Genomic DNA, 22,208 nt, shown 5'->3' with positions numbered 1-22,208 from the left:
TGCCTTCTGGCCGGCCCGGCCGGGCTATTTGTGTGTTCCCCTCTCCTCTTCATGAAAATCCTTTATAGCTACCTGCGCAACTACTGGCCGCTGCTGGTGCTGGCCCTCGGGCTGGCCGCCATCAACCAAGTGTTTTCGCTGCTCGACCCGTATTTCTTCCGCAAGCTCATCGACCATTTTGCGCCCAAGGGCGGCGATTTGGGCGCGGTGCATCTGGTGCCGTTTGGGCCGTTTCTGCGCGAGGCGCTGCCCTACATCGGGCTGATGCTGGGCGCGGCCATGGTGTCGCGCATTGCCAAAAACTTCCAGGATTATTACGTCAACGTCATTACCCAGCGGCTGGGGGCGAAGATGTATTCCGACGGCCTGCGCCACTCGCTGGAGCTGCCCTACCAAGTGTTTGAGGACCAGCGCTCGGGCGAGACGCTGGGCAAGCTCCAGAAAGTACGTATTGACGTGGAAAAACTCATTCAGAGCTTCGTGAACGTGCTGTTCACGGCGCTGGTGGGCATTGTGTTCGTCATGTGGTACGCCATCACGGTGTACTGGCCCATTGCGCTGGGGTACTTTCTCACCATTCCGCTGCTGGGCATTCTGAGCTACATCCTGAGCAAGCGCATCAAGGTCATTCAAAAAACTATTGTGGCCGAGACGACTGCCCTGGCGGGTTCCACCACCGAGAGCCTGCGCAACATCGAGCTCATCAAAAGCCTGGGCTTGGCCCAACAGGAAACCGAGCGTCTGAACGGCACCACCAGCAAAATTCTGAAGCTGGAGCTGCGCAAGGTGCGCTACCTACGTTCGCTGAGCTTTGTGCAGGGCACCTTCGTGAATTTACTGCGCAACGTGATTGTGCTGCTGCTGCTTTACTTGCTGGTGCAGCGCCACATCAGCCTGGGGCAGTTTTTCTCGTTCTTTATCTACTCGTTCTCCATCTTCGGGCCGTTGCAGGAACTTGGCGCCATCATTGGGGTGTATCGCGAAACGGAGATTTCGCTGGGCAACTTCCAGACGATTCTCGACACGCCGAAGGACGTGAAACCGGCCCACCCCAAGTCGGTGGCCCACATCGACAACTTGGCCTTCGACCACGTCAGCTTCCAGCACCTCACGGCCAAGGGCCAGGCGCTCACCAATATTTCCTTTGGCGTGAAGCTCGGCGAAACCATCGCCTTCGTGGGGCCCTCGGGCTCGGGCAAAACCACGCTGGTGAAGCTGCTGGTGGGCCTCTACCCGCCCCTGGCGGGCGAGATTCGCTACAACGGAATCCCCGGCTCGGAAATTGACCTCGATGAACTGCGCGAGCAAATCGGCTTCGTGACGCAGGATACGCAGCTCTTCGCCGGTACCATCCGCGAAAACCTGCGCTTCGTTGCCCCCAATGCCACCGACGAAGAATGCCTGCTGGCCCTGCGCCAGGCCGCGGCCGATACGCTGCTGGCCCGCGCCCCGCTCGGCCTCGACACCGTCATCGGCGAGGGCGGCGTGAAGGTGAGCGGCGGTGAAAAGCAGCGCCTCAGCATTGCCCGCGCCCTGCTGCGCAAGCCCACGCTCATGGTGTTCGACGAAGCCACGTCGGCCCTTGACTCACTTACCGAAGAAGAAATTGGCAAGACGGTGCGGGAGCTGTCGGGCTCGCGCCAGCACATGACCATCCTCATTGCCCATCGCCTGAGCACCATCCTGCACGCCGACCGCATCTTCGTGCTCGAGCGCGGCCACATCGCCGAGCAGGGCGGCCACGCTGAACTGCTGGCCCAAAAAGGCCTCTACTACGCCATGTGGCGCCAGCAGATTGGCGAGCGCAAGGAGGCCGAGGCCACCAGCGCCGTGGTGGTTTAGGTTCGCCTGTCATTGCGAGGCCGCAGGCCGTGGCAATCCGTCCTCTCTTAGCGACCAGCCCTGAGATGTAACAAATCTTTTCAACACCAAAAAGCCCCAATACTTACTTAGTGTTGGGGCTTTTTGGCAAAAGAAAATGTCTGGCTTTTACAGGACGGATTGCCACGGCCTGCGGCCTTGCAATGACTGTCGGCTTTATTTAATCACCTGCGCCTTCACATCGAAATCGGGCTGTGGCGGCTGGGGGTTCATGTCCTCCAGGGCGGCCACTACAATTTCGGTGATGGCCAGGTCGCGGCCCCATTTGTGGTTGGCGGGGATGACGAACCATGGCGCATCGGGCGGCGAGCACCGGCGCAGGGCCTCCTGGTAGGCAGCCTGGTAATCGTCCCAGTAGGCGCGCTCTTTGAGGTCGTTGGGGTCGAATTTCCAGTTTTTGGTGGGGTCGTCGAGGCGGGCCTGCAGACGCCGGGCTTGCTCCTCCTTGCTAATGTGCAGGAAGAACTTGAGGATGCGCGTGCCGTTGTTCAGCAGCAGCTGTTCGAAGTTGTTGATGTCGGCATAATGCTGCTCGCAGGTTTTTTCGTCAATCATCCCGTGCACGCGGGTGATGAGCACGTCTTCGTAGTGCGAGCGGTTGAACACGCCGATGTGGCCTTTTTTGGGCGTCTGGGCGTGAACGCGCCACAGGAAATCATGCTTCAGCTCCTCCGACGTGGGGGCTTTGAAAGTGGCCACCTGCACGCCAGCTGGGTTCACCCCCGTGAGCAGGTTCTGGATGGCCCCGTCCTTGCCGCCCGTGTCCATGGCCTGCAGCACGATGAGCAGGTTGCGCGAGTGCTCGGCGTAGAGCAGCTCCTGCAGCTCGCTCAGGCGCTGGCGCAGCTTGAGCAGGCGCGGGCTGGCCTCCTGCTTGTCGTCGGGCTGGTGCTTGAAGGGCGTGATGTCGGCCGGGTCCACATCGGCCAGACGAAATGACTTGCTGGTAACGACAACGGCGGGGGTTTCGGGGAGCTTGAATTTCATGGAAATATTGGATAATGATGTTTAGGCCCCACCCACCAGCCGCGCAATGCCGAAGGCCGCTGCGGCAGCCAGCGCGCCCACCACGGCCATTTTCACGGCACCGGCCACAGGCGGCTGCCCGGTCATGCGACTCTTAAAGTAGCCAAATATGAACAGGCACACCAGCGTGATGGCCGCCGACCACGCCAGCCCCTGCTGCGGCGAATCGGTGACGAAATAGGCACTGAGTGGAATCAGCCCGCCTACGGCGTAGGCCACGCTGATGGTGGCGGCGCTTTTGGGGGCCTGTTTGGGGTCGGGCTCCTCCAGGCCCAGTTCGTACTTCATCATGAATTTCACCCACTGTTCGGGGTCGGCGGTGAGCTCAGCCACGGCCTGGCGGCGAGTGGCTTCCGAGAGGCCCATGTCGGCCAGCAGCTCGTCGACTTCGGCGCGCTCCTTGTCGGGCACTTCCTGCACCTCGCGGTGCTCGCGGCCCAGCTCCGAGGCGTAGTGCTCTACCTCGGTGCGGCCGGCCAGGTAGCCGCCCAGGCCCATGGCAATGCTGCCGGCCACAATCTCGGCCAGCCCCGCCGTAATGACCAGGCCCGACGAGGATACGGCTCCGCTTAGCCCCGCCGCCAGGGCAAAGGGCACCGTCAGGCCATCGGATAAGCCAATCACCACATCCTGCAGCATGGCCGAGCTGGTGAGATGGTCTTCGGGGTGCACATCATGGGGCGGCTGAGTTGTCGTTTTTGGCTCGGTCATAAAGGGGAATTTAAGAATGCGGCCTGAACCCGGCAGGGTGCTTTACGTACGCAGAAATAGAATTTTCGCTGCCGGAATATTTCGGCTTCCTCTCTCACCTCACTCGTTTTTATCATTATGGCTGCTCCCGCCAAAACTGCTGCGCCCAAAGCTGCGCCCAAAAAAGCACCTGCCCCAAAAGCCTCCGCCAAAGCGGCCACTGCCAGCACCGGCAAAGGCGCCGGCACCAACGCCGCCGTCGATATTCAGCCCATTCTCAACCAGCAGAACCACGCCCCCGCGCCCACCCAGCGCTACGGCACCGTGAGCCAGCGCCTGCCCATCGGCCTCGACGAAGCCACCCGCCAGAAAAGCGTGACCATGCTCAACCAGCTCCTGGCCGACACCATCACGCTGCGCGACATGTACAAAAAGCACCACTGGCAGGTGGTAGGCCCTACTTTCTACCAGCTGCACTTGCTCTACGACAAGCACTACGAGGAGCAAGCCACCCTGGTCGACACCATTGCCGAGCGCATCCAGATTCTGGGCGGCGTGGCCGTAGCCATGGCCCACGACGTGGCCGAGCTCACCAGCCTGCCCCGCATCCCGCGCGACCGCGAGGAGGCCCCCATCCAGGTCTCGCGCCTGCTGAGCGCCCACCAGTCCATCCTCAAAAACTGCCACGACTACGCCAAGAAAGCCGATGACAGCGGCGACGACGGCACCAACGACCTCATCGTGAGCGACCTCATGCGCACCAACGAAATGCAGGTATGGTTCGTCTCGGAGCACGTAGTCGACTCGCCCCTCACCCGCGCCGAATAGTCGGTTTAGGATAAATCGCCAAAAAAGGCTGCCGCAGATGATGCGGCAGCCTTTTTTATTCGGTTCAAGCCGCTAATCAACGTGCGCGGCCAGCTTTTCGCTGTGATTGTCTTCGGCTTCTTCTATCGAATGAGTTTTGCCCAGGTCGTTATCCTTTTTAGCCAGCTCGGCCAGCAGGCAATAGAAGTCATGCAGGGTCTTGATTTCTTCTTCCGAGAAATCCTGGGCATTGATGAGGCGGTTGCTGGCCCCTTGTTGGGCCGCAATCAGTTCGTTCAGCTTGAGGTGCAGCACCAGCGAATCCTTGTTTTGCGCTCGCTGAATGAGAAATACCATCAGAAAGGTGATGATGGTGGTGCCCGTGTTGATGACCAGCTGCCAGGTTTCGGAATAATGAAACAGCGGCCCCGTAACGCCCCAGACCAGCACAATGCCCGCCGCACTCACAAAGGCCGCCGTAGAGCCCGAAAACTTGGTAATGCTCTCGGCCATCCGGCCGAAAAAGGAATTTTTGGTGGGCAATGGGGAGGTATTCATGGCGTATTTTCTAAAAAAAGGACGAAAAGCACCCTAATGCTATTACGAAACCACAAGATAACCAGTTCAATGGTGGACGCTTGATGAAAAAGGGTGATAAAAGATTGTACGGCCCAAATCCTTCGGCTATCTTTGCACCCGCTTCGCCACCTCAGCGACGCCGGCTCCGGCCGAATACCCGGTTTAGTTGCTCTATTTGCGCACGTGGTGAAACTGGTAGACACGCCATCTTGAGGGGGTGGTGCCTTCGGGTGTGGGAGTTCGAATCTCCCCGCGCGCACGCAAACAAAAATCCCGCTGCAATTGCTTGCAGCGGGATTTTTCGTTGTAGCAGCGCCGTACTGCTGCTACTCCCGCTCAAACGGGTTGCCGGGCTTCACCAGCACCACCCGCTCGCGCTCCACTACCACCTGACCGGGCAGGGCGCCCTTGGGCTTGCGCACGTATTTCTTGGGCGTGACCGTGACCGGACACAGCGTGTCGTGCTGGCGGCGCGAGTACCAGCCGGCCAGCATGGCAGCGTGCTCTACCACGGGCTCCGGGATGGTCTGGCCCGCCTTGTGCCGAATAACAACGTGTGAGCCCGTCACGTCCTTGGCGTGCAGCCAGAGGTCGTCTTTGTGCGCGTATTTCTGGGTGAGCAGGTCGTTATTCACCGCGTTGCGGCCCACCAGGATGGTGAAGCCCCGGTCCTCAAAAACCTTGAAGGGCAGTTCCGTAGCTACTTTGGCGGCCGTGGGCGTAGGGTCGAGGCCATGCTGCTTGCGCCAGGTGCGCAGGCCGCGCAGTTCGGCCAGGGCGGGCAGGGTGTCCATTTCTTCGAGGCGCTCCAGGGCCGTGAGGGCTTCGGCTTCGCGGCGGGCAATGCGCTCACTGAGCTGGCGTTCTTCGATTTGCTGGTTTTTGCCTTTGCGATAGAGGTTTTCGGCGGTGAGCTGGGGCTTTTCGGTGCGCTTCAGCTTGATGGTTTTGGGCTGGTTGGTGTAGAAATCCAGTACCTCGATTTGGGTAGCCCCGGCCGGAATCTCGTGCAGATGCGCCATGATGAGGTCGGCGGTGTGGCGGTAACCGGCTTCGTGGGCCAGAGCGTGGAGGCGCTGGCGGGCATGAGCGGCGGCGGTTCCGGCTTCGTCGGCGCGACGCTCCAGCAGCTGGCGCAGCTGCTTGGTTTCCATTTCGAGGGCGCGGCGCCCCAGGGCCATGGGCACGAAGCGGCGCAGGGCGGTCACGGGGTCGTCGCCGGCGAAGGTTTCGAGCACCTCTCCCATCGGCAGCAGGCTCAGGCGCGTGCGGCCGTCGAGTTGGATGAGGTAGTAGTGGGCCGGCTTTTCGAGCTGAGCCAGCACTTGGTTTAGCTGGCGGGTTTTGGCTTCGGGCGTGGCTTCGTCGTAGCCATGCTGGCGCAGGTACCGCAGGGGCAGGTCGGCCAGCGGCGGGGCAAGTTTCTGGACCGCAGATTTAACGGATTTGACAGATTGCGCAGATTCGGACGAGGCTGGGGTTTCGGCTGAAGTTGAAGCGGCTTGTGGGCGCAGGTCGGCATCGGCCAGCAGCTTTTGATGGAAAAGCCCAGCTTTTCCATCGGGCGATGTGCGGAAAATAGCGTTTGGGCGCGGGCCGTAGAGCTTGAACACGAGGCGGGCACCGCTGCGGAAATTCACTTGTAGCACCCGGTCCTGGGGCCAGGCAACCACGGTTTCAACCTGCTGGCCCAGCATATCCGGGAATAAATCCACAGAATTGGCGCGGGCGCGCTGGAAAGTTTCGGGCAGCGCCAGAGCCGGAAAATTGGCCCCCAGCTGTGCTTTCAGCCAGAATTCGGCCGTGCCGTTGGTGAGGCCGATGACCAGCTCGTCCTTTTCCTGCGTGAAGCACACGGCCACACGGTAGCCCCGCAGCCGCTCGGTGAGCGCGGGGGCCAACTGGCGCAGGAAATAGTAGTTGGTGTGCATGGATGTCGAAGCAAAGCAGATGATGAAGCTAATCGACGGTTTCTTTCCGTAGTACCAGTAACTCCATCAACAGTGTTCGTGATTTTCGAACTTCTAACCAGAATGGAATAGTGAAGAAGGCGAATCCGAACACAAACATGCCAGTAAGCGGAGCCAAACTCGAATTGATATAATTATAGTTGATGCTATCCGCAATTGCGTTCCATAATTGCACCGCAACAAAGCCTAACCAGATAACTGCGAATATTATTGTGGAAGTAGATTGTTTATGTTCAAGCCGTAATAAGCTCCCTACTCCGCTAGAATCCAGGGCAATATGACCCGCAATTTGCGGCAGCATAGAATTTTTGTAATTGATGATTCGGCGAATAGCAAATGACTCATTATCTATCTCTCCTCGAAAAAGCTTTGCTGGCCTGCTTTTGAAAAGGTCTCTCCAAGTGAATTTAGGCGCAGTTATAGCCTGCAAGCGACTAATCAGTTCAGCCGGAGACATGGGAGAATAAAACTCCTCGACTATAGAAGGATAACCCAACATCCTACACCTCCACCTTCAGCCCGTCATACGCCAGCCGAATCCAGCTGGGCAGTTCGGCCTCAACCTCGCGGTGCAGGCCCAGCTGGTGGCTGATGTGGGTGAGGTAGGCGCGTTTGGGCGCGGCTTCTTCGAGCACGGCCACGGCCTGGGCCAGGGTGAAGTGCGAGATGTGCTCCTCGCGGCGCAGGGCGTTGAGCACGATGACGTCGGCGTCGCGGAGCTGAGCGCGGGTTTCGGGGCCGAGGTGGTTGGCATCGGTGAGGTAGCAGAAGCCGCCGATGCGAAAGCCCAGCACCGGCAGGCGGTGGTGCATGGCCCGGAGCGGCAACACGGGCACGCCCAGCACGTCAAACGGCACGTCGTCCCGCTCGATGGGGTGCAGCACCACGCGGGGCACGCCGGGGTACTTGTGCTCAGCAAAAATGTAGGCGAACTCCTGGCGGAGCTGCTGGAGCACGCGGGGCTCGGCAAAAACCGGCATGTCGGTCTGCTGCCGGAAATTGAAGGCCCGGATGTCGTCGAGGCCGGCGGTGTGGTCTTTGTGCTCGTGGGTGAAGAGCAGGGCGTCGAGGTGGGTGACGCGGGCGCGCAGCATCTGCTGGCGAAAATCGGGGCCGGAATCGACCACGAAGCTGCGGCCGTCCACTGCCAGGTGTACGGACACGCGCAGGCGGTGGTCGCGGTGGTCGAGCGAGCGGCACACCAGGCAGGTGCAGCCAATCATCGGCACGCCCGAAGACGTGCCCGTACCTAAGAACGTTACGGTCATGGACAATGAGTGAATGAGCGAATGGGTGAATGAGTGAATGAACGGTGCATTCACTCATTCACCCATTCGCTCATTCACTCATTGTTTTTAGCCCACGTACTGCTTTACTACGCGCACCAGGGCGTCGAAATCGAGCGGCTTGGGCAGGTAGTCGGTCACGCCAGCCTCGCGGAACTGGTCCATCGAGTAGTTGTTAGCGTTGCCGGTGATGGCGATGATGGGCAGCTTGTTGATTTTGGGGTCGGCGTGGGCGCGGATTTCGCGGGTGCACTGCATGCCGTCTTTCACGGGGATGTTGATGTCCATCAGCACGCAATCCACTGGGTTGCTTTCCAATTGCTTCAGCACCTCGCCGCCGTTTTTAGCCAGCACGATTTTATACTTCTGCAATTCCAGGATTTTGCGGGTAAGATTGAGAATTACCGAGCTGTCTTCGGCAATCAGAATGGTTTTGGTTGAAGGGTCGGCGGACATTGGCGAAGAGGTTTGGGTTGGATTCATAGGGTAGAGCAGTAGGAAATTTGCCGCACTCAAGCGGCCGAAGGGTCAGCGGCGCGCTCCACTGCGCCGGGGTATTCGGCAACGAACTGCGCAAAGTAATGTTCCAGAAGTTGAAAACCCACGGAACCTTCATCCAACCGGCCTTCTTTGAACTGGTGCTCAAGGTGCCGGGCCTGCGCGGCCAGCGCCACCCCGCCCAGTGTAGCAGCCGTGCCCTTGAGCTGGTGCAGCATGGGCAGCAGTTCGCGGAAGTTGGCGTCGGCCACCACGGGGGCCGCCTCGCGCAGCAAGTCGCCGGCCTCCTGCTCAAATTCCTTGTAGAGGTCAGACGTGAATTCGGCCCCGCCCAGCTCTATCAGCTGATGCATGATGTTCACATCGAGCGTGGGTTCGTGCGTTTCGGCCGGGGTTGGCGCAGACGGCGTGGCCGGGGCAGTGCCATTGGCCCCGGCGGCCGCGGCAGGAGACGCGGCGGGAGTGCTGCGCGGCCGGAGCCAGCGATGGAGAACTTCGTAGAGGTGGCGGCTTTTCACGGGCTTGCCCACGTAGTCGTCGAGGCCCTGGCTCATGAAGCGGCCCGCGTCTTCCTGCATGGAATAGGCCGTCATGGCCACCACGGGCGGGCAGGCGCTGCCCAGCAAGCGCCGGATTTCGGCGGTGGCGGCCACCCCGTCCATGTCCGGCATCTGGATGTCCATGAAAATAATGTTGTAGCTGACCCCCGGCTTGCTCACCAGGGCAATGGCTTCGGGGCCGCCACCGGCAATGGTCACATCGCAGCCCAGCTTGGTGAGCAGGCGCTGCCCCACCTTCTGGTTGATGGCATTGTCATCGACCAGAAGGACCTTCGGGGCCGCTTCGAAGGGCTGAAACGCCGCCTCGCGCAGTGGGGCCATCGCGGGCAGGTCGACGTGCTGGGCCTCACGGGCGCTGATGGTGAACCAGAACACCGAGCCTTCGCCTTCATCGGAAAGCACGCCGATTTCACCGCCCAGCAGCTCGGCCAGCTGCCGGCTGATGCTCAGGCCCAGACCCGTACCGCCGTAGGCCTTGCTGGGCGTGGTGTCGAGCTGGGTGAAATTGGTGAAGAGCAAGCTGGCGTTGTCGCTCGAAATGCCGATGCCCGAGTCCTGCACCGCGAAGCGCAGGGTGTGCAGCTCGCCGTCGGTGCTCACGCTGCTCACCACAATGCCCACGGTGCCTTCGTTAGTGAACTTGATGGCGTTGGCCACCAAGTTGCTCAGAATTTGGAGCAGGCGCACCTCGTCGGTTATCACGTAGCGCGGCGTGTGGGGCGTGATGTGGTAGGTGAAGCGGATGTGCTTCTGCTCGGCCCGGTAGATGAACAGGGCACGGATGCGCTCCATCACGGCCTGCAGCTCGATGGGCGTTTCGTGAATCTGGAGCTTGCCGGCTTGGATTTTTGACAAATCCAGGATGTCGTTCAGGATGGTGAGCAGGGCGTCGGAGCTCTTGCGCAGCGTGTCCACGTAGTCGAGCTGCTCGTCGGTTTCTACGGTCTGGTCGAGCAGGTCAATCATGCCGATGATGCCGTTCATGGGTGTGCGCAGCTCGTGGCTCATGTTGGCCAGGAACTGCGTTTTGGCCTCCAGGGCGGCTTCAGCATCGTCCTTGGCCAGGCGCAGGTCGTCCTGCATCTGCTTGATTTCGGTCACGTCGCGGGCAATGCCCTGGGTTCCGGCATCGCCGCCGCCCACGATGCGCGCATTCACTAGCACGCTCACCGGGTAGCCGTCCTTGTGCCAGAGCTGGGTTTCAAAGTTGCGCAGGCCGCCGCTGCGCTCCACCTCCTCGGTGGCCCGAGGCCGGTCGCCGGGTTCCACGTAAAACTCTACAATTGGCCGGCCTATTACTTCCTCGGGCTCGTAGCCCAGCACATCGCGCACCGAAGGACTGACGATGGTGAGGATGCTTTCCTCATCGGTGCGATAATAGATGTCCTGAAACGACTCAAAGATGGAGCGAAACTTCTCCTCCTGCCCTTCCAGGGCCAGTTGGGCGCGCTTTTGCTCGGTGATGTCGTGGGCAATGGCCGAAATCTCCTCAAACGAGCCATCGCCCAGGTAAATCGGGTTCAGGTAAATATCGGTCCACACGTCGTGGCCGCGGGAATCGCGCAGGCGCATCTCGAAGCGCTGGGCCTGGCCTTTGGCGGCCGCGTCGTAATGCTCCACAAAGGTGTCGCGCTCGTGGGCGGGCATGTTGGCCAGGTCGGCCTTCCACAGGTTGAGGCCGCGTACCGGGTAGGTGCCGTTGCGCCGCAGGAACAGGGCCGCGTAGTTGCGGTTGAAGTTCATGAGGTTGGCGCGGGTGTCCACGGTCCACATCACGTGCGAGCCGCTCTCGAAAATGGCGTTGAGGCGGGCCGTTTGCTTGCCAATCTGCTCCTCGTTGCGCTTGCGTTCGATAGCCAGCGCCACCTGGTTCGAGATGAAGTGCAGCACGTCGAGGTCGCCGGGCGTGTAGGCGTCGGCGCGGCTGTAGTCCTGCACCGCCAGCACCCCGATGATGCGGTCGCCGATGCTGAGCGGCGAGGCCAGCATCACCTCTGGGGCCTGCCCGAAAGCCGTGACGGCCCCGCTGCGCACCAGCTGCTGGTAGTCGGTGTGGGTGAGGTAGCGCGGCTGCCCGCCGGCAATGATGTACTCCGACACGCCCGCCGAAAACGGCCGCGTGCCCTGCGGCCGGGCCTGCGGGTGCTGGTCGACGTGGTACACGAACTGCAGCTGCGTGCGGGCATCGTCGCAAAGCGCGATGAACAGGTTACTCGTCTCAATAATCTTGCTCAGCTCGCGGTGAATGGCCCCGTAGAGGCTGGGCAAGTCCTTGGCCGAGATGGCCAGGTTGGCGATGCTGTAGTAGACTTTCTGGAGCCGCTCGGCCTTGATGCGGTCCGTGATGTCGTGCAGAATGGCGCGGCTGCTCACCGGCTGGCCCTCCTCGCGCACCACGTTCATGCTCCCTATGAGGTGCACGGGCTTGCCCTGGCTGGTCAAAAACACAGTTTCGACCTTGTTCACCGGCTCGCCGTCGTAGAGGTTGCGCAGCTGGTAGAGCAGCTTGGCCTTGTAGTAGGGGTGCACCACGTCGGCGAGGGTGCGGGTGGCCAGCTCGGCATCGGTATAGCCCAGCTTTTCCTTCCAGGCCTTGTTCACAAACAAGAAGCCGTTGTCGGCCCCGAGGTGCTGCACCAGGTCCTGTGCGTTGTCGAGAAAGTCCTGGAGGTGAGTGCTGTCGCCGGCCAGGGCCGGGCTTACCACACTATTGCTGGCGATTTCCTGCCCGGCCATCCACAGGCCCGTGACACTCCCGGCAGCATCGTGCGTGAAACCGGCCTGCCAGTTCAGGTAGCGCAGCTGGCCCGTTCGCGTAATAATCGACCGCTCGTAGCTGGGCGCCACATTCTGATGTTCAATAATTTCCAGAAACTCGCGCCGCCGTGCCTCGCGCTCGGCGGGCGGGGCAAACAGCTGGTAGCAATGCTGGCCCAGCACCTTGTCCCGGGTGTAGCCGGTGAGGGCCAGCAGGGCCTCGTTGACCTCAACAATGGAACCCTTCAAATCGGCCAGCATGTACACCTGGCCAAGCTGGTCGAGCAGCGCGGCCAGGGGCGGCGCCACGGGGCGGGCAGTGGAAGTAGCCGAGAAAGGAGCCATAAACGACACGAACTACCAGTTGATATTTCCGGCTAAGATAAGCCAGCGCGCTGCGAGGCGGCGGTGTAAATTTGGCAAAATATAATGACTCCCGGCCCTCCCCGCACGGCCTCCCTCGCTCCCTGCCATTGCCGCTCCCATCCAAGCCGCTGCTTTTCACCGTCACCACCGATTTGTGCTTCGACCAGCGGATGCAGCGCATCTGCGGGAGCCTGGCTGCCGCCGGCTACCGGGTGCAGCTGGTGGGCTGGCAGCGGCCCACGTCGCCCCCGCTCACCGCGCAGCCCTACCAGCAGCACCGGCTGCGCGGCTGGTTTCAGAAGGGCAAGCTGTTTTACCTGGAGTACAACCTGCGGCTGTTCATCTACCTGCTGGGCCAGCGCGCCGCCGCCTGGTGCGCCTGCGACCTCGACACCGCCCTGCCCGTGTGGCTGCGCGCCAGGCTCGGCGGGCAGCCCTTTGTGTACGATGCCCACGAGCTTTTCACGGAAGTGCCCGAGGTGGTGGCCCGGCCGGCGGTGCAGCGCATCTGGCGCTGGGTAGAAGGCTTTATTGTGCCGCGCGCCCGGCTGGCCTACACCGTGGGCCCAGCCCTGGCGCAGGTGTTTGAGCAGCGCTACGGCCGGCCCTTTGCGGTGGTGCGCAACGTGAGCCGCTTGCGCACCGACGAGATGCTGCTGCCCCCCACCGCTGCCCCAGCCTCCGGGTATATCCTTTATCAGGGCGCGTTGAATATGGGCCGGGGCCTGGAAGGCCTGATTGATGCCATGCCGCAGGTAGCAGGCCGGCTGGTGATTTGCGGCGAAGGCGACCTCTCGGCGGCGCTGCGCGAGCGGGCGGAGCGGCTGGGTTTACTGGCTTCCGGCAAGGTTGAATTCCGGGGCTTCGTGCTGCCCGAAGCGCTGCGCGAAGTAACGCGGCACGCCGCCGTGGGCATCATGCTGCTGGAGAATATCGGCCTGAGCTATTACTACTCACTGGCCAACAAATTCTTCGATTACGTGCATGCCGGCATCCCGCAGGTGCTCATCGACTTCCCCGAATACCGCGCCCTCAACGACCAGTTCGACGTGGCCGAGCTGGTGACCGACCTGGCCCCCGCCACCCTGGCCGCCGCCCTCAACCGCCTGCTGCGCGACGAGCCCGCCCGCTACCAGCACCTGGCCGAAAACTGCCGCCGCGCTGCCCCCCAGCTCAGCTGGCAGCACGAAGAACAGGTACTCGTGAAGCTGTTTGCGGGCTTATTTGCGTAGCCTGACTTCTGCTTGAATAGTGCGCCAGCGAATGCAACCACTGATTCATTTGCGCGGCCCTGACGGCAGTTTTACACCTGTAAGGCAACCATCAGCGTTATCTTGCCGGCCCAATGGATGGCACTACACGCCGAAATTATTGTTTTGTGGCTGCTTACCATTGTTTCCCGTTGCTCCGGCCTATGAGGATTTTTCTGACGCTGGTCTTGTTGGTTTGTCGGCTGGGGCTGAGTGCGCAGTCCACGCCACCGGCCATCCAGTACACCGACGCGCAAGCCCGCTACCAGCTGGCGTATGCGCCGGGCTGGGTGCCGCCCCGGACAGCGGGCGGGCCGGTGGCCACGTTCACGGCCGGCGCGCCCGCCATCGTCGCGATGGTGAAAGTCAGCCAGCAGCCCCTGCCCGATGACCGGCGCGACCTGCGCTTGCTGGGCGCGGGTCGGCCCGATTCGGTGTACCAGCGCATCCAGCGGCTGCCCCGCGTGCAGGTGCTGCGCCTCGACCAGCACAGCAACGGTCCGACTGATGAGATTGATTACGAATACACCTACGCCCCGCCCGCCCCAGCCCCGCGCACGCATGTGCTGGGCCGGCAGCTCTGGCGCGGCGGCTACGAGTTTCGGGTAGAATACCGGGCCGGCACTGAGCAAGACGGCCGCTACCTTACCGAGGGCCGGCAGCTGGTAGAGTCCTTCGCCTTCACCAACGCGCCCTGGCCCAGCCGCCGCTACGCCGACCAGATTTGCGATGGCAAAATGTATGGCATTGCGGCCCTGCGCTACCACGACGGGCAGTGGGAAGACGACTGCCGCACCATCTACGAGTTTTCAAATTCTGACCCCACGGCCAAGCCCCGCGCCCACCGCCGGGTGCTGCCCTTCCAGTCCTACGCCCTGGCCAAGGGGTTCGACAATTGTCTGTATTCCGTCACAAAAGCCCCCACTAATGCCCCCGAGCGCGTGTACCGCTACGACCCCGCCGCCCGGCGCGGGGCCTACACCGACTGGCAGCTCCCCGCCCAAGGCCCCGAAAACGTCTGGATATCCGCCGCCACCGACGACCACGGCGACCTGTATTTCATGACTTCCGACGCCAACCTGCTGGTGCGCGTGAGCCCCCACGAGGGCCGCGTGAGCGTGGTGTGGGCCACCGACCCCATCCGCAAAGCCCCGTATTACCCCATTATCGGATTTGACGGCGCGGGCACGCACGGCAATTTTTGCCTCGACGATGCCAACACGATGTACATGGTGTACAGCACCGACGGCTCCTTATTGAAAATAAACCTGAACACCAAACAGCCCGCCCCCGAGCGCATTCCGCTCGACGGCTTGCCCGTGCGCGGCGGCTACAGCGACCTGCTGATGCAGAACGATGCTGCTGGCCGCCGCCGCATGTATCTGGCTGGCCCGCACGGACTTTATCAGGTCGATTTGGCCCGCCGCAAGGCCACCCGCGTGCGCGGCGGCACCTACACCGACCTGGCCGGCTGCAACCTATTTGGGGTAGTACAACCGGCCCCGCCCTCGCCGCCCCCCACGCCCACCACCGCCACCTGGGAAGGCCGCGTGCTCGACGCCACCACCTCACTGCCCCTGCCGCAGGCCCAGCTGCGCCTCGACCACGATGAGGTGGGCACGGCGGTGTTGCTGTCGGTGCGGGGCAATTTCACTTATGCCTCGAAGCCGGGCATTGCTTATCAATACCATGCCCAGCACCCCGGCTACTTCTCTACCGATAGCACCTGGGCTGCCGCGCCCGGCCCGCTGGTGCGTGACATATTGCTTCGGCCGCTGGCCGTGGGGGCCACCCAGCAGCTCGCTAACGTGCAGTTTGAGCAGGGCAAAGCCGCCATGCTGCCCTCGTCGGCCGCCGCCCTCAACAAGCTGGTGCGCCTGATGATTGATAACCCCGGCCTAACCATCGAGCTGCGCGGCCACACCGACAACGTGGGCCCGCCCGAAAAAAACGTGGTGCTCAGCCAGCAACGTGTGGCTGCCGTGAAGGCCTACCTGGCCGACCACGGCGTGGCCGGCAGTCGCATCACCGGCCTGGGCCTGGGCGGGGCCGAGCCCATTGCCAGCAACGACCAGGAAGCGACTCGTCGCCTCAACCGCCGCGTCGAATTCCGCATCGTGGGGCTGCAATAGCGCGGGCGGCGCGAACTTTGTGGCCCGCGCTGCCGGTTTTGGCCGCGCATTATTTCCGCCGTGTCCGCACTTCCTCCCGAAATTCTCGCCCAGCTGGCCCCCACCGCCGCCGACCCGCGCCCCGTGCTGCTCACCATCGCCGGTCCTACGGCCGTGGGCAAAACGGCCCTGTGCGTGCAGTTGGCGCAGCAATTCCACACCGAAATTGTCTCGGCCGACTCGCGCCAGTTTTTCCGCGAGCTCAGCATTGGCACCGCCAAGCCTACGCCCGCCGAGATGCAGGGCGTACCCCACCATTTCATCGATAGCCACAGCATCACGGAGGATTATAGCGCCGGCCGCTTCGCTACCGATTGCCTGGCCGTCCTCACCGAGTTATTCCAGAAGCACCCGCTGATTATTCTCACCGGCGGCTCGGGCCTCTACGTGCAGGCCGTAACCGATGGGCTGGACGAGCTGCCCAGCGTGCCGCCCGAAGTCCGGGCCCGGCTCCACGCCGAGCTGGCCGCCCACGGCCTCCCCCACCTCGTGGCCGAGTTGGCCGAAACCGACCCCGTGGCCCACGGCCGCATCGACCAGCAAAACCCCCAGCGCGTGGTGCGCGCCCTGGAAATTACCCGCGCCACCGGCCGGCCGTTTTCCAGCTTCCACACCGAAGGCCCGCCGCCCGAAAACCCATTGTTCCGCAACGTGAAAGTGGCCCTCACCCGCGAGCGGGAAGCATTGTACCAGCGCATCAACCTCCGCGTGGAGCACATGCTGGAAGCTGGCCTGCTCGATGAAGTCAAATCCGTTCTGCCCTACCGCCACCACCACGCCTTGCAAACTGTGGGCTACCAGGAAATTTTCGGCTTTCTGGATGGCGAATACGACTGGGCCGAAGCCGTGCGCCTGCTTCAGCGCAACACCCGCCGCTACGCCAAGCGCCAAATGACCTGGCTGCGCCGCGACCCGGCCTATCAGTGGGTGGAGTTAGGGTAAGAGGGTGTGGGGGAAGGCGGGTAAGAGTTAAATACTGGTTCTAACTCTTGCCCGCCTACCCCCACACCCTCTTACCCTAAAAGCTACACGCTCAGAATCTCCACCATCCGCATGAAGCTCTGGTTGATGAGTTTCTTCTTGTTGATGGTATCGGTAAATGGCGTGTACACCAGCTTCTTATCCACGATGCCGGCCATTACGTTGCGCATGCCGTTCATAAGGCCTTCTACGGCGGCGATGCCGATTTGGGAGCCCAGCAGGCGGTCGGCCGCCGTGGGCGAGCCGCCGCGCTGAATGTGGCCGATAACCGTGACGCGGGTGTCGAGTTGCGGAATGGCCTCCTTCACGCGGGCGGCCGTATTGGTGGCGTTGCCCTCTTCCTCGCCCTCGGCCACGATGACAATGAACGAGGTTTTGGAACGCTGCCAGCCCGATTGCAGGGTATCAATCACCACATCCACACTCATTTGCGTTTCCGGAATCATTACGATTTCGGCCCCTCCCCCAATGGCGCACGGAATGGCGATGTAGCCCGAGTCGCGGCCCATCACCTCCACGAAGAAGCAGCGGTCGTGCGAGTCGGCCGTGTCCCGGATTTTGTCGATGCACTCCAGGGCCGTGTTCACGGCCGTGTCGTAGCCAATGGTGTAGTCCGTGCCGTAGAGGTCGTTGTCAATCGTACCCGGCGCGCCCACCGTTGGGATGCCGAACTCTTCTTCAAAAATCATGGCTCCGGTGAAGGTGCCGTTGCCGCCAATGGCCACGAGGCCTTCAATGCCGTTGTTTACCAGTTGGTCGAAGGCCTGCTGGCGGCCTTCCTTGGTCATGAACTTCTGGCTGCGTGCCGATTTCAGAATGGTGCCCCCCTTCTGCACCGTATTGGATACGGAAGCCGAATCGAGGCGCACAAACTCGCCCTTAATCATGCCACTGTAGCCCCGCATAATGCCGTAAACCTCAATGCCGTGGTAGGTGGCCGTCCGTACCACCGCCCGGATGGCAGCATTCATGCCCGGCGAATCGCCTCCACTCGTAAAAACCGCTATTCTCTTCATCTTGCCTATCAATAATGCGACGGAGCGCGCAAATGGCGTCCAAACCTCGCAAAGTTGGCGAAATGAATGCAAACCCTCAACCCAGGCCAAGAAATTGCCGTTAATGGAAACGTTTGTATTTCTCTTAGCAGAATAATAATTTGCTAACAAAAAGTCGATTTTTCGTGTATCTTACCCCGAAAATCGCGGTTTCGCACCTAAAATCATCTCCCACTTCTTAATTCCCACGTTTATGTTCGGTTTTTTCGAAAATGAGCAGGCTAAAAAAATCAAAAGCCACCTGTTGAACCTCGCGGCGCTGGCTAAAGCCGACGGCCACATCGACGCCCGGGAGATGAATTTCATCCTTGCGGTGGGCAAGAAGAACGGCATCAGCAGCTCTGAAGTGCAGGCGCTGGTGTCGGGCTCGAAAGGCAGCAGCAATGACCTGCCCACCACCGACTCGGAGCGGTTCGACCAGATTTTCGACCTCGTGGACATGATGCTGGCTGACGGCATCGTAGACGAAACCGAGATGGACTTCTGCATCATGATGGCCGAGAAGCTGGGCTTCCGCAAAGCCATTGTGGGCGTGCTGGTGCGCAAGATTTCGCAGGGCGTGAAAGACGGCCTGCCCAAGGACCGCATCAAGGAAGAAAGCACCTCATTCCTGAACTACAACGAGTTGCCGCGGCCCAACGTGGTATTGGAATAATCTTTTCATTGGGTGCCCCGAAACAGCAGCGGCCCTTTGGCAATCCGAAGTTGGATTGCCAAAGGGCCGTTTTTTGATGCTACGTGCCGGCTGCTGGTGCTTAATTAGTCTGACCGGCCCTGTCGGATATCCCCCCACCCCCACGGGTAATGTGCTCGATAGCCCGCAGCAGCGCGGCGCAGGCTTCGTCAATCTCGGCCTCGCTGATGGTGAGCGGTGGGGCTAGGCGCAGGGAGTTGTCGCAGAACAGGAACCAGTCGGTGAGAATGCCTTCGCGCTCCAGGGCGTGGTCGATGATGGGTTTGAGCACAGCGAAAGAGTCAAATTCTACGGCCATCATCAGGCCACGGCCACGTACCGCCCGGATGGCCGGGTGCCGCAGTTGCGCCCGAAACCGCTCCGCTTTGGCGGCCACGCCTTCCGCCAGCCGCTCATCCTGCATCACCTGCAGCGTAGCCAGGGCCGCCGCGCAGCTCACCGGGTGCCCGCCGAAAGTGGTGCAGTGTCCTAGAATGGGGTTGGTCTTGAAGCCCGACATTATTTCGGTGCTCGAAATGAAGGCGCCGATGGGCATGCCGCCGCCCATGCCCTTGGCACACACCAGAATGTCGGGCTCGATGCCGAACTGCTCGAAGGCCCACATGGTGCCGGTGCGCCCGTAGCCGCACTGAATTTCGTCAAGAATAAGCAGCGCGCCTACTTCGGAGCAGCGGGCGCGCAGGGCGGGCAGGTAACCGGGGCTGGGCACGCGCACGCCGGCCTCGCCCTGCACGGTTTCGATGACCACGGCGGCCGTGCGCTCGGTGATGAGTGCAAGGTCGGCCAGCTCGTTGTGGCGGATGTGGCGCACGTCGGGCAGCAGCGGGCGGAAGCTGTTTTTGAAGCCCTCGGAGCCCGTGATGGACAGCGCGCCGTGCGTGGAGCCGTGGTAGGCGTTGAGGCAGGAAATGAGCTCGGTGCGGCCGGTGTGGCGCTTGGCTAGCTTCAGCGCGCCCTCAATTGCCTCAGTGCCGGAGTTGGTGAAAAACACCGAATCAAGCTGCGCGGGCAAGGTCTGGTGGATGGCCTCGGCCAGCTGCGCGGGCACGGCCTGCACCAGCTCGCCGTACACCATCAGGTGCAGGTACTTATCGAGCTGGGCCTGAATGCCGGCCAGCACGCGCGGGTGGCGGTGGCCCACGTTGCTCACGCCGATGCCCGAAATCAGGTCGAGGTAGCGGCGGCCATCGGGGCCGTACATGTACACGCCTTCGGCCCGCTCAATTTCCAGCAGCAGCGGAAAATCGGAGGTTTGGGCTTGGTGGCGCAGAAATAGTTGGCGGGGGGTAAGGACCACGGATTTGACGGATTTATCGGATTTTGGCAACGATGCACAATTGAGCACAAACAGCTAAGACTATGCTTTCGATTATCCTGCAAAAATAAAGAGGCCGCTGCGGGGACAGCGGCCTCTCGGCATAGCTCAGCAAGAAACAGACTCAGTTGGTGTCAATAGCGGATTGTGCACCAGTTCCAGCTACGCGCTTGATAACCTCCTTGGTGAAGTCACGCTCGGCCTGAAACAGCTGGGCGACCTGGCGTAGGGAAATGACTTTCTGAAACTTATCAAAATACTCCTTCTCCAGGTTCAGCTCCTGCTGACGCAGGGCGAAGGACTGCGTGAGGTTGTCGCGGATTTGCTGGTCGGTCATGCCTTCGGTGATGTCGCGGCGCAGCAGGCGGCCGCTGCGGTTGAGTTCGCGGCGGCGGTCGGAGAATTCATTGTAGAGCGGCCAGAACTTCTGGGCCTGGTCCTGGGTGAGCGAAACGCGGGTAGTGATGAAGGCAATTTTGGCGTTTTCGAGCTGGCCGAGGCGCTGGCCTTTGCGGCCTCCACCGCCCAGCCCGCCCTGGGCGTGCGCGGCAGGTGCCAGCACCAGCAGCAAAGCCGCAAGGCTCAGCAAACGAAACATGGATGATAAAACGGACATGATAGCAAGGTAGGAATACAGAAATTAGAGGTACGTTGATTCGTCGGAAGGTTGCGCGTCCAGCGCGTCGTTCAGCTCCTCTTCTGAGGCGTGCAGGAAGCCCTTGGTGATAGCCGGATGGGCGGCGGTGAGCACGGCCAGGTCGGAGTTTTCGACGCGGGCCCCGCTCGTGAGCAGGTAGCCCACCAGCTCGGTACGCGGCACGGCATCGAGCGAGGCGGTGGCGGCTGTGGCAGGCACCAGCGGCGCACTGCCGCTCATATAAAACGAGGCAGCAAACCCGCCCAGCACGGCCACCGAGGCCAAGCCGGTACGCAGCGCCGGCGACAGGAAGCTGAGCCAGCCCCAGCCCAGCGCAGTTTCACGGGCATCGGCCTGGGGCAGCCGGGCCATTATTTGGGTCGGCAGTTTATCGAAGTAGCCCGCGGGCGGCTCACTCAGCAGCGGGCGGGGCCGCCGAGGGTGCGCGTCGAGCTTAAAAGCAGTTTTCATGATGGTTGGATGAAAAGGCGGGGGCAGCGTTTAATTCCGCCAGTAAAAAATTGTGCGGGGCGGGGTTAGTCGTCGGTGGTGCGGGTCACGTACTCTTCCACTTTCTTCACGGCGTGGTGGTAACTGGCTTTCAACGCGCCCACGCTGGTGCCCGTTACTTCGGCCATTTGCTCGTAGGGCATCTCGTCGTAGTAGCGCAGGTTGAAGACGAGGCGCTGCTTATCGGGCAGGCGCAGAATGGCTTTTTGGAGCTTTAGCTCAATTTCATCGCCGGCAATGGCGGGGTCGGCTTCGATTTTGGCGGCCAGCTCGGCCCCTACGTCCGTAAGCGGCAACAGGAACTTACGGCGCTTGCTGCTCAGGAAATTCAGGCACTCGTTGGTGGCAATGCGGTAAATCCAGGTGAAAAGCTGGGCATCCTGCCGGAAGGTTGAGAGGTGTTTCCACACCTTCACAAACACGTCCTGGGTGAGGTCGTCGGCGTCGTCGTGGTCCACCACCATCTTGCGCACGTGCCAGTACACCTTGCTCTGGTACTTGCGCACGAGCTGGTTGAACGCCAGGTTGCGGCTGGCGGGGTCCTGGAACTTGAGGAGAATTTCGTGGTCTTCCAAACGCGCGATACTTGCGGAAATGGCCTGTTGGATGGCGCAGGGGCGGCAATGTTTAACCCGAACCCGGATAAATTACCAGCCGCCGGCCAACTTGTTCGCAACGCGTACCCTGTCAGCCTGCTACAAATCGAGCTTTTGGCACTCACAGCACCTATTCTGCACTATGGTTCAACGGGCATTTTATGAATGACCTGACATCATTTATCGGTGCAGGAACAAGTCCACCGATTATCCGGATTGGTCGGAAAGACCAGAAAAAACTTATTAGGCCGGTCTATTTTTTCGGCCTTGCCCTTATCTAAATAGCCGCCCGAAAACAGCAGATTTCCGGTTTTGTCAACGCTGAATTTTCCTGCACTCGGCTTTTCAAAGCCTTGATATGTGTAGGTACCATTCTTATTAATTGTGAATGAACCCCGGGGCGTGTATTCGTAAAAACCGCCTCTGTATTTGCTGGCCGTGCAACCGTATTTGCCATATTTTAGCTCGGAGGCGTGCCCGGCCTGGGCCAGTGCCGAGGTAGATGCGTTAAAAAGAATTACCCCACCAAATCCGGCGGCTAGCATCAGCTTTTTCATTTACCAGCGTGCATTTTTTGAT

The 22,208-nt window shown here is 61.2% G+C and carries 20 protein-coding genes and 1 tRNA gene; 7 read left to right on the top strand and 14 right to left on the bottom strand.

From position 1 onward, the window contains the following. The first annotated feature begins 51 nt into the window (after positions 1 to 51). Complete coding sequence (locus I7X13_RS07465) at positions 52 to 1,842, top strand: ABC transporter ATP-binding protein (protein ID WP_198074985.1); 1,791 nt, start codon at positions 52 to 54, stop codon at positions 1,840 to 1,842. A gap of 195 nt (positions 1,843 to 2,037) precedes the next feature. Here the strand turns inward: I7X13_RS07465 and I7X13_RS07460 are convergent, their stop codons facing one another. Together I7X13_RS07460 and I7X13_RS07455 are read right to left on the bottom strand one after the other, a co-directional pair. After that, a complete protein-coding gene (locus I7X13_RS07460) occupies positions 2,038 to 2,868 on the bottom strand; it encodes a polyphosphate kinase 2 family protein (RefSeq protein WP_198074984.1) in 831 nt (276 codons plus the stop codon). Positions 2,869 to 2,889: 21 nt separating this feature from the next. Next, positions 2,890 to 3,618, bottom strand: a complete 729-nt coding sequence (locus tag I7X13_RS07455) for a VIT1/CCC1 transporter family protein (protein ID WP_198074983.1) — start codon at positions 3,616 to 3,618, stop codon at positions 2,890 to 2,892. A gap of 117 nt (positions 3,619 to 3,735) precedes the next feature. Here I7X13_RS07455 and I7X13_RS07450 point away from each other — a divergent pair, with 117 nt between their 5' ends. Then, the gene (locus I7X13_RS07450; RefSeq protein ID WP_198074982.1) at positions 3,736 to 4,425 is read left to right on the top strand and encodes a Dps family protein; all 690 of its coding nucleotides are present in this window, start codon (positions 3,736 to 3,738) and stop codon (positions 4,423 to 4,425) included. 72 nt (positions 4,426 to 4,497) lie between these two features. Here the strand turns inward: I7X13_RS07450 and I7X13_RS07445 are convergent, their stop codons facing one another. Further along, on the bottom strand, positions 4,498 to 4,962 hold the full coding sequence (locus I7X13_RS07445) for a low affinity iron permease family protein (RefSeq protein WP_198066671.1): 465 nt from the start codon (positions 4,960 to 4,962) through the stop codon (positions 4,498 to 4,500). A gap of 198 nt (positions 4,963 to 5,160) precedes the next feature. Here I7X13_RS07445 and I7X13_RS07440 point away from each other — a divergent pair. Continuing rightward, a tRNA-Leu gene (locus tag I7X13_RS07440) sits at positions 5,161 to 5,242 on the top strand. A gap of 67 nt (positions 5,243 to 5,309) precedes the next feature. Here the strand turns inward: I7X13_RS07440 and I7X13_RS07435 are convergent. The 5 genes from I7X13_RS07435 to I7X13_RS07415 all read right to left on the bottom strand — a co-directional run bounded on the left by I7X13_RS07435 (position 5,310) and on the right by I7X13_RS07415 (position 12,399). After that, positions 5,310 to 6,914 carry an NFACT RNA binding domain-containing protein gene (locus I7X13_RS07435; protein ID WP_198074981.1) on the bottom strand — a complete coding sequence of 535 codons (1,605 nt, stop codon included), beginning with the start codon at positions 6,912 to 6,914 and terminating at the stop codon, positions 5,310 to 5,312. Positions 6,915 to 6,942: 28 nt separating this feature from the next. Further along, on the bottom strand, positions 6,943 to 7,410 hold the full coding sequence (locus I7X13_RS07430; RefSeq protein ID WP_198074980.1) for a hypothetical protein: 468 nt from the start codon (positions 7,408 to 7,410) through the stop codon (positions 6,943 to 6,945). A gap of 43 nt (positions 7,411 to 7,453) precedes the next feature. Continuing rightward, entirely contained in the window at positions 7,454 to 8,221 is a 768-nt protein-coding gene (locus tag I7X13_RS07425; protein ID WP_198074979.1) for an MBL fold metallo-hydrolase, read from the bottom strand. Between the two features lie 87 nt (positions 8,222 to 8,308). Continuing rightward, positions 8,309 to 8,695: a response regulator gene (locus I7X13_RS07420; RefSeq protein ID WP_198067298.1), complete on the bottom strand. Its 387-nt coding sequence runs from the start codon at positions 8,693 to 8,695 to the stop codon at positions 8,309 to 8,311. A gap of 56 nt (positions 8,696 to 8,751) precedes the next feature. Next, on the bottom strand, positions 8,752 to 12,399 hold the full coding sequence (locus tag I7X13_RS07415) for a PAS domain S-box protein (protein WP_198074978.1): 3,648 nt from the start codon (positions 12,397 to 12,399) through the stop codon (positions 8,752 to 8,754). A gap of 128 nt (positions 12,400 to 12,527) precedes the next feature. On the opposite strand from I7X13_RS07415, the gene I7X13_RS07410 reads away from it, so the two are divergent. The 3 genes from I7X13_RS07410 to miaA all read left to right on the top strand — a co-directional run bounded on the left by I7X13_RS07410 (position 12,528) and on the right by miaA (position 16,783). Further along, a complete protein-coding gene (locus I7X13_RS07410) occupies positions 12,528 to 13,652 on the top strand; it encodes a glycosyltransferase (RefSeq protein ID WP_198074977.1) in 1,125 nt (374 codons plus the stop codon). A 182-nt stretch (positions 13,653 to 13,834) separates the two neighbouring features. Further along, a complete protein-coding gene (locus tag I7X13_RS07405; RefSeq protein WP_198074976.1) occupies positions 13,835 to 15,802 on the top strand; it encodes an OmpA family protein in 1,968 nt (655 codons plus the stop codon). Positions 15,803 to 15,862: 60 nt separating this feature from the next. After that, positions 15,863 to 16,783: a tRNA (adenosine(37)-N6)-dimethylallyltransferase MiaA gene (gene miaA / locus I7X13_RS07400; protein ID WP_317191549.1), complete on the top strand. Its 921-nt coding sequence runs from the start codon at positions 15,863 to 15,865 to the stop codon at positions 16,781 to 16,783. A gap of 83 nt (positions 16,784 to 16,866) precedes the next feature. Here the strand turns inward: miaA and pfkA are convergent, their stop codons facing one another. Further along, on the bottom strand, positions 16,867 to 17,838 hold the full coding sequence (pfkA, locus tag I7X13_RS07395; protein WP_198066678.1) for a 6-phosphofructokinase: 972 nt from the start codon (positions 17,836 to 17,838) through the stop codon (positions 16,867 to 16,869). 232 nt (positions 17,839 to 18,070) lie between these two features. On the opposite strand from pfkA, the gene I7X13_RS07390 reads away from it, so the two are divergent. After that, positions 18,071 to 18,532 carry a tellurite resistance TerB family protein gene (locus I7X13_RS07390; RefSeq protein ID WP_198066679.1) on the top strand — a complete coding sequence of 154 codons (462 nt, stop codon included), beginning with the start codon at positions 18,071 to 18,073 and terminating at the stop codon, positions 18,530 to 18,532. 100 nt (positions 18,533 to 18,632) lie between these two features. Here I7X13_RS07390 and I7X13_RS07385 read toward each other — a convergent pair whose 3' ends face one another. The 5 genes from I7X13_RS07385 to I7X13_RS07365 all read right to left on the bottom strand — a co-directional run bounded on the left by I7X13_RS07385 (position 18,633) and on the right by I7X13_RS07365 (position 22,186). Continuing rightward, positions 18,633 to 19,868, bottom strand: coding sequence for an aspartate aminotransferase family protein (locus I7X13_RS07385; protein WP_198074975.1), 1,236 nt, complete (start codon positions 19,866 to 19,868; stop codon positions 18,633 to 18,635). 142 nt (positions 19,869 to 20,010) lie between these two features. Then, entirely contained in the window at positions 20,011 to 20,502 is a 492-nt protein-coding gene (locus I7X13_RS07380) for a hypothetical protein (RefSeq protein WP_198074974.1), read from the bottom strand. Positions 20,503 to 20,526: 24 nt separating this feature from the next. Beyond that, positions 20,527 to 20,994: a hypothetical protein gene (locus I7X13_RS07375; protein WP_198074973.1), complete on the bottom strand. Its 468-nt coding sequence runs from the start codon at positions 20,992 to 20,994 to the stop codon at positions 20,527 to 20,529. A 65-nt stretch (positions 20,995 to 21,059) separates the two neighbouring features. Then, a complete protein-coding gene (locus tag I7X13_RS07370) occupies positions 21,060 to 21,608 on the bottom strand; it encodes an RNA polymerase sigma factor (protein ID WP_198074972.1) in 549 nt (182 codons plus the stop codon). Positions 21,609 to 21,805: 197 nt separating this feature from the next. Further along, positions 21,806 to 22,186 (bottom strand): hypothetical protein, encoded by a 381-nt coding sequence (locus tag I7X13_RS07365; RefSeq protein WP_198074971.1) that lies wholly within the window; start codon positions 22,184 to 22,186, stop codon positions 21,806 to 21,808. Between the last annotated feature and the right edge of the window lie 22 nt (positions 22,187 to 22,208).

The organism is Hymenobacter negativus (genome assembly GCF_016056375.1).
GTDB lineage: Bacteria > Bacteroidota > Bacteroidia > Cytophagales > Hymenobacteraceae > Hymenobacter > Hymenobacter negativus_A.
The sequence above is the reverse complement of the archived record's forward strand: the minus strand, read 5'-3'. Positions and strand labels throughout refer to the sequence as shown.

Coding starts and splice junctions, on each gene's coding strand:
- I7X13_RS07445 (WP_198066671.1), bottom strand. CDS start 4,962: ATGAATACCTCCCCATTGCCCACCAAAAATTCCTTTTTCGGCCGGATG.
- I7X13_RS07405 (WP_198074976.1), top strand. CDS start 13,835: ATGAGGATTTTTCTGACGCTGGTCTTGTTGGTTTGTCGGCTGGGGCTG.
- I7X13_RS07450 (WP_198074982.1), top strand. CDS start 3,736: ATGGCTGCTCCCGCCAAAACTGCTGCGCCCAAAGCTGCGCCCAAAAAA.
- I7X13_RS07390 (WP_198066679.1), top strand. CDS start 18,071: ATGTTCGGTTTTTTCGAAAATGAGCAGGCTAAAAAAATCAAAAGCCAC.
- I7X13_RS07380 (WP_198074974.1), bottom strand. CDS start 20,502: ATGTCCGTTTTATCATCCATGTTTCGTTTGCTGAGCCTTGCGGCTTTG.
- I7X13_RS07420 (WP_198067298.1), bottom strand. CDS start 8,695: ATGTCCGCCGACCCTTCAACCAAAACCATTCTGATTGCCGAAGACAGC.
- I7X13_RS07435 (WP_198074981.1), bottom strand. CDS start 6,914: ATGCACACCAACTACTATTTCCTGCGCCAGTTGGCCCCCGCGCTCACC.
- I7X13_RS07375 (WP_198074973.1), bottom strand. CDS start 20,994: ATGAAAACTGCTTTTAAGCTCGACGCGCACCCTCGGCGGCCCCGCCCG.
- I7X13_RS07415 (WP_198074978.1), bottom strand. CDS start 12,399: ATGGCTCCTTTCTCGGCTACTTCCACTGCCCGCCCCGTGGCGCCGCCC.
- pfkA (WP_198066678.1), bottom strand. CDS start 17,838: ATGAAGAGAATAGCGGTTTTTACGAGTGGAGGCGATTCGCCGGGCATG.
- I7X13_RS07365 (WP_198074971.1), bottom strand. CDS start 22,186: ATGAAAAAGCTGATGCTAGCCGCCGGATTTGGTGGGGTAATTCTTTTT.
- I7X13_RS07460 (WP_198074984.1), bottom strand. CDS start 2,868: ATGAAATTCAAGCTCCCCGAAACCCCCGCCGTTGTCGTTACCAGCAAG.
- I7X13_RS07425 (WP_198074979.1), bottom strand. CDS start 8,221: ATGACCGTAACGTTCTTAGGTACGGGCACGTCTTCGGGCGTGCCGATG.
- I7X13_RS07465 (WP_198074985.1), top strand. CDS start 52: ATGAAAATCCTTTATAGCTACCTGCGCAACTACTGGCCGCTGCTGGTG.
- I7X13_RS07430 (WP_198074980.1), bottom strand. CDS start 7,410: ATGTCTCCGGCTGAACTGATTAGTCGCTTGCAGGCTATAACTGCGCCT.
- I7X13_RS07455 (WP_198074983.1), bottom strand. CDS start 3,618: ATGACCGAGCCAAAAACGACAACTCAGCCGCCCCATGATGTGCACCCC.